At 60.1% G+C, this 13090-nt stretch carries 13 protein-coding genes; all 13 read right to left on the bottom strand.

The annotated features are described in order from the left end of the window. Positions 1-285: 285 nt before the first annotated feature. Positions 286-771: a MotE family protein gene (locus tag P0N66_RS06840; protein ID WP_275803656.1), complete on the bottom strand. Its 486-nt coding sequence runs from the start codon at positions 769-771 to the stop codon at positions 286-288. 10 nt (positions 772-781) lie between these two features. After that, complete coding sequence (gene fliJ / locus P0N66_RS06835) at positions 782-1219, bottom strand: flagellar export protein FliJ (RefSeq protein WP_275803654.1); 438 nt, start codon at positions 1217-1219, stop codon at positions 782-784. A 12-nt stretch (positions 1220-1231) separates the two neighbouring features. Further along, positions 1232-2548 carry a FliI/YscN family ATPase gene (locus P0N66_RS06830; RefSeq protein WP_275803652.1) on the bottom strand — a complete coding sequence of 439 codons (1317 nt, stop codon included), beginning with the start codon at positions 2546-2548 and terminating at the stop codon, positions 1232-1234. A gap of 2 nt (positions 2549-2550) precedes the next feature. Next, entirely contained in the window at positions 2551-3618 is a 1068-nt protein-coding gene (locus tag P0N66_RS06825) for a FliH/SctL family protein (RefSeq protein WP_275803650.1), read from the bottom strand. Next, entirely contained in the window at positions 3611-4645 is a 1035-nt protein-coding gene (gene fliG, locus P0N66_RS06820) for a flagellar motor switch protein FliG (protein WP_275803648.1), read from the bottom strand. Before fliG ends, P0N66_RS06825 begins: the two co-directional genes overlap by 8 nt. A gap of 3 nt (positions 4646-4648) precedes the next feature. After that, positions 4649-6244: a flagellar basal-body MS-ring/collar protein FliF gene (gene fliF, locus P0N66_RS06815; RefSeq protein WP_275803646.1), complete on the bottom strand. Its 1596-nt coding sequence runs from the start codon at positions 6242-6244 to the stop codon at positions 4649-4651. Positions 6245-6315: 71 nt separating this feature from the next. Then, positions 6316-6624 (bottom strand): flagellar hook-basal body complex protein FliE, encoded by a 309-nt coding sequence (gene fliE, locus P0N66_RS06810; protein WP_275803644.1) that lies wholly within the window; start codon positions 6622-6624, stop codon positions 6316-6318. A 34-nt stretch (positions 6625-6658) separates the two neighbouring features. Beyond that, complete coding sequence (gene flgC, locus P0N66_RS06805; protein WP_275803642.1) at positions 6659-7093, bottom strand: flagellar basal body rod protein FlgC; 435 nt, start codon at positions 7091-7093, stop codon at positions 6659-6661. A gap of 2 nt (positions 7094-7095) precedes the next feature. Further along, the gene (gene flgB, locus P0N66_RS06800) at positions 7096-7482 is read right to left on the bottom strand and encodes a flagellar basal body rod protein FlgB (protein WP_275803640.1); all 387 of its coding nucleotides are present in this window, start codon (positions 7480-7482) and stop codon (positions 7096-7098) included. Between the two features lie 108 nt (positions 7483-7590). Further along, a complete protein-coding gene (locus P0N66_RS06795; RefSeq protein WP_275803638.1) occupies positions 7591-9120 on the bottom strand; it encodes a sigma-54-dependent transcriptional regulator in 1530 nt (509 codons plus the stop codon). Between the two features lie 3 nt (positions 9121-9123). Next, entirely contained in the window at positions 9124-10221 is a 1098-nt protein-coding gene (locus P0N66_RS06790) for a two-component system sensor histidine kinase NtrB (protein WP_275803636.1), read from the bottom strand. Further along, positions 10218-12281, bottom strand: a complete 2064-nt coding sequence (locus tag P0N66_RS06785; RefSeq protein WP_275803634.1) for a tetratricopeptide repeat protein — start codon at positions 12279-12281, stop codon at positions 10218-10220. The genes P0N66_RS06790 and P0N66_RS06785 overlap by 4 nt, the downstream gene beginning before the upstream one ends. Then, positions 12271-13090: sigma-54 interaction domain-containing protein (locus P0N66_RS06780; protein WP_275803632.1), on the bottom strand; the 820-nt coding region annotated here is incomplete at its 5' end. The genes P0N66_RS06785 and P0N66_RS06780, both read right to left, overlap by 11 nt.

Genomic DNA, 13090 nt, shown 5'->3' with positions numbered 1-13090 from the left:
AGGAAAGAAAAAAGATTACTGTCCAGAGCACCCCATCTTGCGGTGATCAGGTCGGCTTGAGTACCTGATGTACGCTACGCCGACTTGGCTTACCGCAACCTGGGGCACTGCTGAACAGTTACGTGCCAGAATGAGCTGGATAGTTACGAAAAAGGGGGAAAAAAGAGGGAGAAAAAAAGAAAACGTCCAGCAGTGCCGTAGCTTGCGGCAAGCGGCCCGGCGCCGCGCACACTGGTACGCAAGCCGGGTCGATCGCCGCAAGATGCGGTGCTGCTGGACGTTTTCCTAAAGGAGGCCGAGTTGGCGGCTCAACCTCACCGCCTTGGCCCGTTCCAGCCGGGGCAGGATATCGGCCACCAGGTCATTGGGCATTCCCCGCAAAATCTCCAGGGAATCACGATCATCCATTTCATCGAGTAACTCCGCCACCCGCGCCGGTCGCATCTCCCGGTAAACCCGGATCAAATCCCGGAAGGCCTGGTCCTTGGCGGCGGTCAGGCCGTCCAGGGTGGCCCGGGCCTCCTGCTGCAACTCCAGCAGGCTTTCCAGTTCACCCCGAACCTCCGCTTCCATCTCGGCCAGTTCCTGCTCCCGGCGGTCAATTTTTTCCTCCCGGGCTGCAAGCTCTCGCTCCTTATCCCGCAGGCGGACCGAGTGGGCAAGTTCTTCCTGGCCGGCCCGGACCGGGCGGGTCTGGGCCTCCACCCCGACGGTCTCCAGCAGGCCGAAGACCAGCAGCACCCCGATGACGGTAATCAGTTTTGCCTTCAAAAGCTCACCTCTAAGCTCGTTTAAAACGCAGGATCATCTGCTCGTCAAGCTCGTTTTGCTCCCGCAGACGCTCTTCCTGGAGATATTTTCCGTAATCCCGCTCCCGGGTCTTTTCCATTACCTTGCGCTGCTGCACTTTGCCCTGCAATTCCAGGCGGGCCTGTTCCACCACCTCCAACTGGGTGGCCACGGCCCGTTGCTGACTGGCCAGATCCCGTTCACGCCGCTCGATTCCCTCCACGTACATGCTGTAAAAGGGGGCGACCATGGGTTTTTGCTTGCGCTCCTCAAAGGAATTGACGGCCTCGACCAGTTCCCGTTCCAGCTGTTGCAGGCGTTCCTGCTGGCGCACCAACTGGGTCTGGGCCCGGACCATCTTCTGGCGGGCCAGCTCTTCCAGGTTGCGACGATACCCCAGCACACTCTCAAAACGAAACTGGTAGGCCATACTTTGTTCCGCCTATTTTTTGAACAGGGCCTGCAACTGCGCCGCGCTGTCTTGAAAGATTACCCGATCGTTGACGGGTTGCCGCAAGTAGCCATTCAGTTTGTCGATCATGGCAATGGCATTGTCGATTTTGGGGTTACTGCCCTTGGCATAGGCCCCGATGTTGATCAGATCCTCGGAACGGCGGTAAAGAGCCAGCACTTCCAGGAAGCGATGGGCCGCCTTGACCTGCTCTTCGGAAACCACGTCGCTCATGCAGCGGCTGACACTGCCCATCACCTCAATGGCCGGATAGTGGCCCTGGCTGGCCAGGTCGCGACTGAGCACGATGTGGCCGTCGACGATGGATCGCACCGCGTCGGCAATGGGCTCGTTCATATCGTCGCCTTCCACCAGGACGGTAAAAATGCCGGTGATGCTGCCCTTGCCCTGGCAAGTGCCGGCCCGCTCAAGCAGCTTGGGCAACTGGCCGAACACCGAGGGGGTATAACCCCGGCTGGTGGGTGGCTCACCTATGGCCAGGCCCACTTCGCGGCCGCTCATGGCATACCTGGTCACCGAGTCCATCATCAGCACCACGTCTCGGCCCAGATCGCGGAAATACTCGGCCACCGCCATGGCCAGATAGGCCCCCCGCATCCGCACCAGCGGCGGCTGATCGGAGGTGGCCACCACCACCACCGAACGAGCCAGGCCCTCGGGCCCCAGGTCGCGCTCAATGAAGTCCTTGAGCTCCCGCCCCCGTTCGCCGATCAGGGCAATCACGCTGATATCAGCGGCGGTATGGCGGGCGATCATCCCCATCAGGGTGCTCTTGCCCACCCCGCTGCCGGCCATAATCCCGATGCGCTGGCCTTTGCCCAGAGTGAGCAGACCGTTGATGGCCCGCACGCCCACGTCCACCGGCTCGGTGATCCGCTCCCGGGTCATGGGGTTCAATGGTTCGGCATAAAGGGGATAAAAAGACTCGGCGGGCAATGGACCGTTACCGTCCATGGGCTGCCCCAGACCGTCAATGATCCGCCCCAGCAGCCCTTGGGAAACCGGCACTCGGGCCGCCCCCTCCACCAGGCGAATGGCCCCGCCGGGCTCGACCCCACGCATTTCACCCAGGGGCATCAACAGCACCTTGCCCTCGCGAAAGCCCACCACCTCCGCCGGCACTTTGGCCCGGCCGCGAAACACATCGATCTCGCAGATACTGCCCACGGGAATCCCGGGCCCTTCGCTTTCGATGACCATCCCGATCACCTGGCTGACCCGGCCGCCGACGGTGAACAGCGAAGTTTCACGGGCGGCGGCGATAACAGGGCTGAAGTCCATGGGCATGTTTACTGAAGTCCGGAAGATGGGGCCGATTTCTCGGAGGGAAGATCCGGGTTTTCCTGCTTGTGATCCGCCTCGCCCCGATTTTCCTGCGGCGACTCCGCTTCGGTCGCTGCCTCATTTGGCACGTCCTCTGGAGTCACCACCGCCGAAACCGCCTCTTGGAAATAATTTTCTTCGGATCCCGGAGGCGCCGATATTTCTTCCTCCGCCACTGCCGTTTCATCGATATCATTGGCCCGATCCGACCAGACGGCGGCCAGTTCCGCTTCGGCGGGCGGCTCTTCATCTTCACCGGCATGGGCCGCCAAAACCGCCTCAAAAGCTTGACTAACGGCCTGATAAAGCTTTTTCCGGCTGTTGTCCATGGTGGCGTCCACCTCGCCGAAGGCGCTTTTCAGCAAGCATCCCCCCCGTGCCACTGCGGGATCTTCCACCAGTTCGATGCGATTTTTGCCGCCCAGCAGAGTCGGATCACGCAGACCAGCCTCCCGCAAATCCCGTAGATCCTCTGGGTTAATGCAGGCCTGCACCGAAGAGTTTTCCACCACAAAACCGGTGGCCTTTTGCAGGCAGGACTTAATTACCTCGGGGTTGGTGGTAACCTCATGGTGCACCAGGCAATCGGTCATGGCCTGCACCAGGACCAGCAGATCTTCGCGGTAGCGTTGAATGATCGCCCCGCGCTGCAGTTGAATCTCGGCCAGCAGCTTTTTCAACTCCGCCAACCGTTCACTGTACTCTTTTTTGGCTTCCGCCCGGCCTTTACGTTCTCCTTCCGCCCGGCCTTTTGCCAGGGCCTCCTGTTGCAGGCGCTCGGCCTCTTCCCTGGCCGCCGCCAGGATCTCGGCCGCCTCCCGGCGGGCCAGCTCCACCTGATCGGGTTCTGCCGGTTCCGGCTCCACCGGCTGGTTCTGCTCACCATCCTCCCGCCTGGGGCCGGCATTGGTGTGAGTGCGCTGCCACAGCTCCGCAAAACTGAGAAACTCGGAGGCCTGCGGCGGCGCCTGCTCCGTGGCACCAGTCAGTTCCACAAACTCGCTGGTAGCCGGATTTTTGCGCTTTTTAGACAAACTCGTCCTCCCCGGCACCAACCATCAACTGCACCTTGCCTTCCTGTTCCAACCGTTTGGCAACCTTGATAACGGCCTGCTGGGCCGCTTCCACGTCCTTGATTCTGGTCGGACCCATAATTTCCATGTCGTCTTTGAGCAACTCCACCGCCCGGGAAGACATGCTGCCGAATATTTTCTCTTTAAGCTCATCGGAAGAGATTTTCAGGGCCACCTTAAGATCATCGGTGCTTACTTCTTTAAGGATGGCCTGGATACCGCGATCGTCAACGCTGAGCAGATCTTCAAAGACGAACATCAGGCGCCGGATTTCTTCGGCCATGGCTTCGTTCTGCTCCTCGACCCCTTCCAGAATAGCCGCCTCCATGGCCCGCTCGGCGTTGTTGAGCAGTTCCGCCACCGAATCCACCCCGCCCAGGCGCTGCCCTTCCATGCCTTCCACCGCCAGCAGTTCATCCTGCAGCACCCGGTCGACATCCACCAGGATCTCCGGGCCGACTTTGTCCAGTTCGGCCATTCGCATCACCACCTCCACCTGGGTGGCTTCGGGCAGCTCAGCCACTACCTGGGCCGCCTGATTGGGCTCCAGGACCGACAGCACAAGGGCCACGGTCTGGGGATGCTCATTACGCAGGAAGTTGACCAGGATTTTCGGCTCCAGTTTACGGGCCTTTTGAAACAGGGTCAGTTTCCAGTCGGAACGGATATCTTCCAGGATCTCGTTGGCCTTGTCCCCGGACAAGGCATTTCTCAAAGCATGCTCCAGCAGATCGTTGCCGGAGAGAAAAAGGTCGGCACCGCCCACATCACTTTTGAACTCCTGCAGCAATGCCTCCAGCTCCTCCTTGTCGATCTTGTCGACTTTGGCCATCTGCCGGCCCACCAGTTTGATCTCCTCCGGCGCCAGGCGCTTGAACACCTGGGAGGTAAACTCCTCGCCCACGGTAAGCAGGAAAATCGCCGCCTTCTCAGGCCCGGTCAGATTGCTGCCACCGACGTCCTTTCTGCCCTTACTGGTAACTGCCATTCCTTAAACCTCCTCCCGCAACCAGCGCCTCACCAGATCGGCAGCCCGATCGGGGTCACTCTGGGCCAGTCGATAGATCCGCTCCTGATCAGTCAACCCCTTAGGACCAAGGGTCAGATCCTCTTCTTCCTGTTCCCCGGCCCCGCCCCCGGCCCTCGACGCCGTCATCTGGGCGGCCCGTTTAGCCTCCAGGTCCTTGGCGGCCAGCAACCGCAGGAAGGGCCGAACCACAAAGAGAATCACCGCCAGGGCAATCAACAGGTAAACCACGGGCATGGCCAGCCACTCGGCCAATTCCCGCCACTGCTCCATGGGGTCCACCTCCGGATCTTCCAGCGCGGACAGGGCAAAAGCCATGGAAACCACTTCCACCTGATCGCCCCGTTCTTCATCATAACCCACGGCATTACGCACCAGCCGTTCAAAATACGCCATCTCTTCAGAGGAACGTGGACGATATTCTAAAGTCGTTCGCCCATCTTCGTCAACCACCCTCTCATAGGTGCCATCCACCATGACCGCCACCGACAGGCGCCGGACGCCACCACCGGTTTCCTGAACCTGCCGGGTCTGCCGGCTGATTTCATAGTTTCGGGTGACATTGCTGCGTTCATAAGCGCTGCCGGTAACGGCTCCGTCTTCTCCGGCAAAGGTGGCCAGTTCCCCCTTGACCCCGGGAATCCCCCGGGCCCGCTCACCACGCTCATCGGTTTCGGAGAGAATCTGCTCACTGCGGATTACCTGTTCTTCCGGGTCAAAAATTTCTTCGGTGAGGTTGACCCGACTGAAGTCGATATCGGCGGTGACACTGGCCCGTACCCGGTTGACTCCCACCACCTCTTCCAGCATGGATTCAACCTTGCGACGGGCGGCGGTCTCCACACTGTGCTGAAATTCCAGCTGGGTGCCGGAAAGCACCGAATCAAGATCACCGCGTTTGCGATACAGCAAACGACCAGCGGTGTCCACCAGGGTAATGTTTTCATCACTGAGACCCGGCACCGCCGACGCCACCAGGTTGACGATACTCTGAACCTGGTGCTGGCTCAACTGCTCCCTTCCCCGCATGCGAACACTGACCGAAGCGGTGACCGGTTTCTCGTCCTCGATAAAGACCGACTCCTTGGGGGTGGCAATATGCACCCGGGCCTCCTGGACCTGCTGGAACTGGCGAATGGTCCGGGACAGCTCCCCCTGCAGAGCGCGCTGAAAGTTCAGCCGGTTGACAAAATCGGTGGTACCCAGGCCCACTTCATCGAAGACCTCAAAGCCCACTCCGCCGCCCCGGGGCAAACCTTCGCCAGCCAACCCCAGGCGTACTTCATAAACCTGGCCGGCGGGCACCAAGATGGCCTCACCGGTGTCCGACAAGCGGTAAGGTACATTAATCTCCCGCAAACGCTGCACAACTTCGGCAGCGTCTTCCTGGGTAAGGCCGGAGAAAAGCACCCGCTCATCCATCTTGGTCCCCACCGTGGTCAGGGCCACCAGCCCGCCGAAAACCACCGCCACCACCACCGCCGCGGTGATTTTTTGCATACCGCTCAAACCATTGAAAATGGAGACAATCTGCTCAAATATTTCCCTGGGCCCAGCCATCCTTTCAATCCTCTCTCAGATAACACAACAGCCAACCGTCCAACCAATGCTTTACCCGTCACCGGTCCAAACTAAAGCTGCATCCGCATCATTTCCTGGTAGGCATCCAACCCCTTCTGGTGCACCTTGGTCATCAGGCGCATGGAGATACTGGACTTTTCCACTGCGATCATGGTCTCATGGATGTTGGAATGCTGCCCGCTGACCAACCCCTCGGAAAGGCTGTTGGCTTCGGCCTGCCGTTCACTGACCACATCAACCGCCTTATTAAGGATCTCGCCAAAACCGGACACCGCATCTCGGGCGGCCGGCTGTGGCTTGGTCCCAAGCTCTCCCACCCCCACCGGCATCATCGGCTGCAGATTCATTCCTTTAATCATCGTCAATTTCCTCGCTGTCTATTTAACGGTAGCGCTATCTGCTTATGTCCATGGCTCTGGCTGCCATTTCTTTGACGGCATCCAGGGCGGCCACGTTGGCCTCATAGGAGCGGCGGGCATTCATCATGTCCACCATCTGCTCGGCCACGTTGACGTTGGGGTAAAGGACAATTCCGGACTCATCGGCGTCGGGATGGGTGGGATCGTAAACCTCCCGGAAAGGAGCCTGATCCTCCACCACTTCCGCCACCTCCACCTTGCGTAGACGGGAAGCCGCCCCCTGCAGGGCTACCCCGAAATCACGGTCCAGGGGTTTGGCCTCGAAAACCACCGATTTGGCCCGGTATGGACCGCCCTCCATGGTCCGGGTGGTATTGGCGTTGGCCAGGTTCATCGAGGCGATATTAAGCCGGCTCCGCTCGGCCTTCAGGGCCGAGCCGCTGATTTTCATCGCTGTCAAAATATCCATGGCTATTTCGCTCCTTCGTCAATTATATGACGCAATCCTTCAAATTTTTTGGCGATCAGTTGCGTCGCCACCTGATACATCATCTGATTTTCCGACAGTTTCAGCATCTCTTCATCCAGGTCCACCGGCCGCTCTTCTTCCCGGAATTGCCCGGCCCGGGCTGCTTCCACCGGATCGACGGCGAGATGGCGAGGGTTGGTCCGGGCCATCTGACCCTGGCCGCTGACCACCCGCTCCATCACCCGTTCAAAGGGGAAATCCTGGACCTTGTAACCCGGGGTTTCGAGGTTGGCGATGTTGGACTGAATCATCCCCTGACGCTCGTTGCGCAGGTTCAGGGAATGGTGCATTACTTCAATGGTACCGCCGAACAGTTTGTTGATGGGCATGACGTCCTCCTTGCTGCTTGCTGCGGGGATCAACTGTTGCCCATAACTACTTGCAAACAACGTGCCAAAGTAACGCCAAGTCACCCCGTGCTGGGACGAGGGCACCCCCTAAAGCATTCCCTGGTTACGATATTCGTTCAACTTGTTGCGCAGGGTGCGCACGCTGATACCCAGCATTTTGGCGGCATGGGTACGGTTGTCAGCGGTCTGCCGCAAAGCCTGCAGGATCATCTGCCGTTCCACGTCCCGCAGGCTGCGTCCGGCCAGGATGGGATCAAGGTCAGGCTCCGGAGCGGAGGAGTTGGCAGCCTCCCGACCGCGATCATGGGCAGAGTCAGAGGCGGGATCAGGCTCCGGTGGAGGTTCCGGAACCGGAGCGAAATCGGTAGCGGACTCCGGAGCCAACGGTTTCGCCGCCGGGGCGGTTGCCGGCTCCGGCGGTAATTCGTCATCCCAGAAGTCCCAAAGTTCCAACTCTGCACCGGTGCTGAGCAGCACCCCCCGCTCCAGCAGGTTTTCCATTTCCCGGACATTGCCCGGCCAATCGTACTCCAGAAAACGCTGCCGGGCGGCGGCGGAGAGCTTTTTCAACGGTTTACCGTAGCGCTGGCTGTGTTTTTCAATAAAAAAATCCGCCAGCAGAAAAATATCATCGGGGCGTTCCCGCAAATCCGGCAAGCGAATGGGAATGACGTTGAGGCGGTAATACAGATCCTGGCGAAAAGTCCCCCCTTTCACCGCTTCGGCCAGATCCCGGTTGGTGGTGGCCACCACATGCACATCCAGCTTAACCGGCTCCTTGCCGCCCAGCCGATCCACTTCCTCTTCCTGCAGAACCCGCAGCAGCTTGGCCTGCAGATGCAAGGGCACCTCGCCGATTTCATCCAGCAGCAGGGTACCGCCGTGGGCCAGCTCAAATTTACCTTTTTTGGCCATCACCGCCCCGGTGAATGCACCTTTTTCATGGCCGAACAGCTCGCTTTCCAGCAAGCCTTCCGGCAAGGCGGCACAGTTAAGAGCGACAAAGGGGCCGGCCTTGCGATCGGAAACATGGTGGATAAACCGGGCAAAGACCTCCTTGCCGGTACCCGACTCCCCCAGCACCAGCACCGTGGCCTTACTGGAAGCCACCGCCCGGGCGCGCTCCAGCAGCCGCAGAAAATGGCGGTCACGACCAATCACCGTCCGGGCTCCCTCTTGGGTCGGGCCGTCTACCGCCGGCGCCGGCCCGACCCCGGCGGCGACGGTGGCCGAAGCCGAAGGCGGCCCTTCCCGGAAGACCTTTTTAATCGTCTCCTCAATCACCTCAACGGGAAACGGCTTGAGAATGTAGTCCACCGCTCCCTGCTTCATGGCTTCCACCGCCGTTTCCACCGTGGCGTAACCAGTGATGATCACCACCGGCAAACCGGGGCGGACGGCCTGCACCTTCTGCAGCATCTCAATGCCGTCCATCTCCGGCATCCGGATATCGGTCACTACCAGATCGGGGGCTTCGCTTGCCACCATCTCCAGGGCCATGCGACCGTTTTCCGCCACCTTGACCTCGTAGCCGCCACGGCTCAAAGCCTCATAGAGGGCGACCCGCATATTCTGTTCGTCATCAACAACCAGGATCTTTCGGCTCTTTGCGCCCATTTTTTATTCCCAAGTTACATTTTCGGGCAGGAACACCTTAAACACCGAACCGCGGCCAGGAACGCTGTCCACCCTGATAAAGCCCTCATGGCTCTCGACTATATGGTGGACAATGGCCAGCCCCAAACCTTTGCCGCCATCCTTGGTGGAAAAAAAGGGATCAAAGATCTTATCCCGCTCCTCGGCGGCAATCCCCCGCCCCCGATCAATCCATCGAATCTCCAGCAACGGCGGACTATGCCGGCTGCCGGGCAGACTGCGGGTAACCAATTCAACCTCACCACCCCGGGGCATGCTTTCAAGGGCGTTGAGCCCCAGGTTGAGCATCATCTGCTCCAGCATGGCCGGATCACCACTGATCTCCTCCCGCCGGTGGCCATAATTGGCGGTAAAGCGGACCCCGCTTGTCTCACCCAAGGGAACCAGAGCAGCCAGAACTTTTTCCAGCCATGGCTTGACAGCCATGATCTTCTTTTCCGGACGGGGTTGGGCCGCAAAGGTCAAGACGTTGTCCAGCAGGTGGTTCATGGTCCTGATAGCGGCCAGCATCTGCCCGGTGATCCGCCGGTAATCGGGATCATCTCCCAGATCACGCTCCAGCATGGAGGCATACAGCTCCAGGCCGCCCAAGGGGTTGCGCAGTTCCTGACTCAAAGAAACGGCCAGATCTTTAATGGCGGCAAACCGTTTGCGACGATGCAGGTGATCCTCCACCATGGCCGGATAGGTTACATCTTCCAGGGAGAGAAAAAAACCACCCACGTCAAAAAAGGGGCTCTGCAATTCATTGCGGGCAATCAGCAGGTAACGGGGCCCGCTGCTTCCCCGGTCATCTTCCTGTTCCGCCAGCAACCGGCCGCCGGCCCGCCGCAAAGGCTCCAGAGCCGACTCTTCCAGCGCCAGGGCACGTCCCAACAACTCCCAGCAGGAGCGTCCGGCAATGGAAACCCCGGCAACCCCCAACATGACGGCGGCCTGCCGGTTGGCGGCCAAAAGCCGTCCCTGACGGTCGGCCAGCAGCAGGCCGCCGGGAATACTCTCCAGCATGGCAAAGAAAAATTCCCGTAACTGGTCGGCCTTATCAAACTGTAACTGACTCATTCAAAAAGGCTCTGCATCCGGGCCGTGGCCAAGTTAATCTCCAGTTGGTTGAGATAATTTTGCGCCATGCCAGCATACATGCCGTCGGGACCGGCCGCAGCCGCCTGCAAACGCTCCCGGGCTGCTTCAGCCTCAGTGCGTTCGGCCAGCAGACGGCCGAGATAAAGACTGGCAGCCTGGTAATCGGTGCCACTGGTGGGCATTTCATCCTCCAGGGCGTTCTGATAGGCGGCCTCGGCCAGCTCAAAAAACTCTTGGCGGCGCAGACCGTCACCGGTGCGGCGGAACCACCGCTGCAGGGCCTCTGGCTCCAGCCACCGCTCGGCTCGGAAACGCTCCAGCACCAGACTCATCTCGCCAAACATGGCCAGGGACTCCAGGGTGGTCAGGTAAGCCCGGACATGAGCCTCCCGCCCCCGGGCGGGGGGCTCCATGGTAAAGGCCTGGCGATAAAAATCCAGGGCTTCATCGTAACGGGATTCGGCGGCCCGCAACCGGCCACTGAGGTAATACACCTCCGGCATTTCCGGCTTTCCGTCATAAATCCGGCGCAGATGAGCCAGCAGGCGATCGGCGGCGTCATAATCCGCCATGGCGAGGTAGACCACCGCCCGGCGATGGTAAAGGTCGCCCAGTTCCTCCCGGTTCATCTCGCCGCCCAGGGCCCGGTAATAAACCACCGCAGCCTGCTGATAAAGGGCCAGTTCCTCAAAGGCCTGGCCGATCAGGTAACGCAGACGCCCGGGTTCATAGGCGGCGACATGGGGAAATTCGTTGAGATAAAGCTGGTAGATGCGCTGATAGTCCTGTTCGGCCAGCAGGGCCTCCACCAGAAAAACCAGCAAATCACCGCTCCGATTGACGCCGGTCAGGGGGTCAGGACCGGGTTCGGCATGGCGCACGTAGCTGCGGGCCATTTCCCTGGCCGAGGAGATCTCGTCTCTTTCCATATAACGTTGATAAAGTGCGTAACGGGCGTCCCCGGCAATGGGTTCGTGACCAAACCGGTCGATAACCTGGTGAAAAATATTATCGGTGGCCGGCCCTGGCACATCCCGCCGGACGGCGGTATCATCCGGCCGCCGCCGGGCCTGATCCTGGTATTCGGCCAACCGGAAGCGAGCCAGCAGCACGGCCCGCTCCCCCGGCCTTCCTTCATCCAGCACCCGGTTATACAACCGCCGTGCCGTTTCGTGTTCACCTTGGCGCCGCCGGCTTTCTCCCAGTTCAAAAAGGGCCTCTGGCCGCTGCGGTGAATCGGGCGCCAGGTTGATGAAGGCAAAAATCTGTTCTCGTCCCTCTTCCTCCCGGCCCACCCGCAAATAGGCCTGACCCAGCAGCAGCAGGAAATCCTGGTTCTGCAAATGATAATCGGCGGGCGCCACTCGCTGCAGTTCCTGGAAAGTAGCCAAGGCGTCCCAATAGTCTCCTCGAAGACCGTAGGCCTGAGCCAGGCCGGTCATGACTTCCAGCCGGAATTCCAGATCCGGATCATCGGCCAGTTCCTTGAGAATTTCGATGGCCTCATCCACTCGGGCCACTTCTATGAGGGTGCGGGCCTGCCAGTGCCGGGCCCGGGGCACCAGTTCCGAGGCAGGATAACGTTCGACAAAGAGCCGAAAGTAGGTGAGCGCCTCCCGCAGGAAGCGCATGTAAAAATGGGCGATTCCCATCTCCAGGTAGGCCTCTTCCGCTTGCGGAGAATCGGGGTACTCCACGGTAAAACGGCGAAAAAGATCCCTGATCCGTTCCCAGTCTGGATCGGGCTCGATGGCGGCCAGTTTTTTACGCGACGTGGCGGCTCGCCAGAGAGCTTCTTCGGCAAACGGAGAAGCCGGGTGCTCACGGTGCAAGCGCTCAAAGTCAATGGCCGCCCGCCGCCAGTCCTCCTGCTCAACGGCGCCAACAGCACTCTCCCACAGCTCCTGCACCGTGGCCGCCCGGGCCGCCGCCCCCGGAGCCATCAATCCCAGGCAACAAAGCGCCAGCAGCATAACCGGCGCCAGCAGAAGCCGGCTTTGCCGACCGGCCAGCCAACCTCGAGGTGACTTATAAAGCATCTTCAGGGCCGTTGAGGCGATATCGTTTCATCTTCTCCAGCAGGGTGGTACGATTGACATTGAGCAGTTTGGCCGCCCGGTTCTTGACCCAACCGGTCTGTTCCATGGCTTGGACAATCAGTTTTTTTTCAAAATCGGCCACCACCTCGCTCAGCACAAAGCCGGCCGGGGGAATCGGGCCCGAACCGGCCGGTGACTGTTCGACCAACACCGCACTGGCAGAATTTTCCCGGGCCGCCAGTGCCGGATCCGGCGCCATGCCGGCCAGCAGGCGCTCAGGCACATCCTCCCGTCCCAGTTCCCGGCCGGCAGCGAGAATTACCATTCGCTCCACGGTGTTTTCCAGTTCCCGGACGTTGCCCGGCCATGGGTAGCGCTGCAGGCATTCCAGAGCCTCGGGTCGGATCTTCTTGATCTTCTTACGGCGGTTGGCATTGAAGCGGGCGATAAAATACTCCACCAGCAAAGGGATATCGGATCCCCGCTCCCGCAGCGGGGGGGCATCAACGGGGATGACATTGAGGCGGTAATAGAGATCCTCCCGAAAACGCCCCTCCTTGACTTCGTGCTCCAGGTTCCGGTTGGTGGCCGCCACCACCCGGAAATCCGAACTGATGGTGCGGGTTCCCCCGACCCGCTCAAATTTTTTCTCCTGTAGAACCCGCAGCAGTTTAACCTGCAGCATGGGGCTCATTTCCGCGATTTCGTCTAAAAAAACCGTGCCACCATGGGCCAGTTCAAACCGGCCGGGACGAGCCCGGACCGCGTGGGTAAAGGCCCCCCGCTCGTGCCCGAAAAGCTCACTCTCC

Origin of the sequence: Desulfurivibrio dismutans, assembly GCF_029210385.1 — a bacterium.
Taxonomy (GTDB): Bacteria; Desulfobacterota; Desulfobulbia; order Desulfobulbales; family Desulfurivibrionaceae; genus Desulfurivibrio; species Desulfurivibrio dismutans.
This window is presented reverse-complemented; position numbering and strand designations above follow the sequence as displayed.